This is a genomic window from Tenacibaculum soleae, from assembly GCF_001693415.1.
GTDB lineage: Bacteria > Bacteroidota > Bacteroidia > Flavobacteriales > Flavobacteriaceae > Polaribacter > Polaribacter soleae.
In genome coordinates this window covers 1-968 of sequence record NZ_MAKX01000022.1, presented here as the reverse complement: position 1 = coordinate 968, position 968 = coordinate 1, and the positions used below count along the sequence as shown (strand labels likewise).

1 protein-coding gene is annotated in these 968 nt (G+C 33.5%); it reads right to left on the bottom strand.

Features of this window, described 5'->3' with window-relative positions; all coding sequences use genetic code 11:
* Positions 1-320 precede the first annotated feature (320 nt).
* Positions 321-968 (bottom strand): SH3 domain-containing protein (locus BA195_RS11085; RefSeq protein WP_068705466.1); only part of this gene is annotated, 648 nt, incomplete at its 5' end.

Here is a 968-nt window from a genome sequence, read left to right as displayed (position 1 = left end):
CAACGGTCTAGTATAACCGTCAGTTACGGGTTTATATGCGTTAATTTTGGGTTTGACACTGACGTTAGCAATTCCAAGTGGATTCGGACGTAGTCGAATCCGCCGTAATTGCGGTTATACATTGTTGGCAAACGTTATTATTCATCTTCGTTTTCTATTTTTGGAAATATCTCTTTTCCATCCCATTCCAGAATTCTTTGGGTCAATTTAGTTTCAACCCATTCCGTTTCATATTCTTTAGTTTCACCAACTTCTCTTTTGTAAACTATTTTGCCTTTTTTTCCCTCTTTGTCATTTGGAAAAATATATTCTTCTATGAATCAATATGCATCCGCATCAGCTACTTGAGTGTAATCAATAGCTTTAATTAGGTTTTCACCATCGTAGAACAAATAAATTCCGCCTCCATTTACTCCACAAGATTCTGCTAAATAGTCTATTTTAAAGATGCTTTTTATGTTTTCAAGTCCTTTATTTCCAACTGCTTTTATTGAAAACTCGCCTGTCATAAGTTGAGAAATATTCTCTTTAAAATCTAATCCATTTTCCAAAACCCTTGTTTTAGCAAACAATTTAAGTCCGTCCTTTTTTAAGGATACCAAATAAGTCAAATTTCCTTTAGTTGCTTTGTCAAGTGAGATTAGGCTTCCGAGTACGAATCCAACTTTGTCGTTCGTTTTTACTTTGTACCAAGGTGATTCAATTCCGTCGAATTTCATTGTGGAATCTGACTTTTCCATAATTTCTATTTGCTCACCAATTTTCAAAAGAGCCAAAACATTGGATTTCGCATTTGGTTGGTCTCGAAGTTTAACATCGTTACCAAACATATAAGCAATTTCTCCATTTTTAAATTCATAGTTCTCAGAGAGGTATTTGGTGTCTTGTCCAAATCCAATTTTTGAGATTAAAATGAATAATATTATTAGTTTTTTCATTTCTCTAATGTTTGCCAACGGTTTTGTATA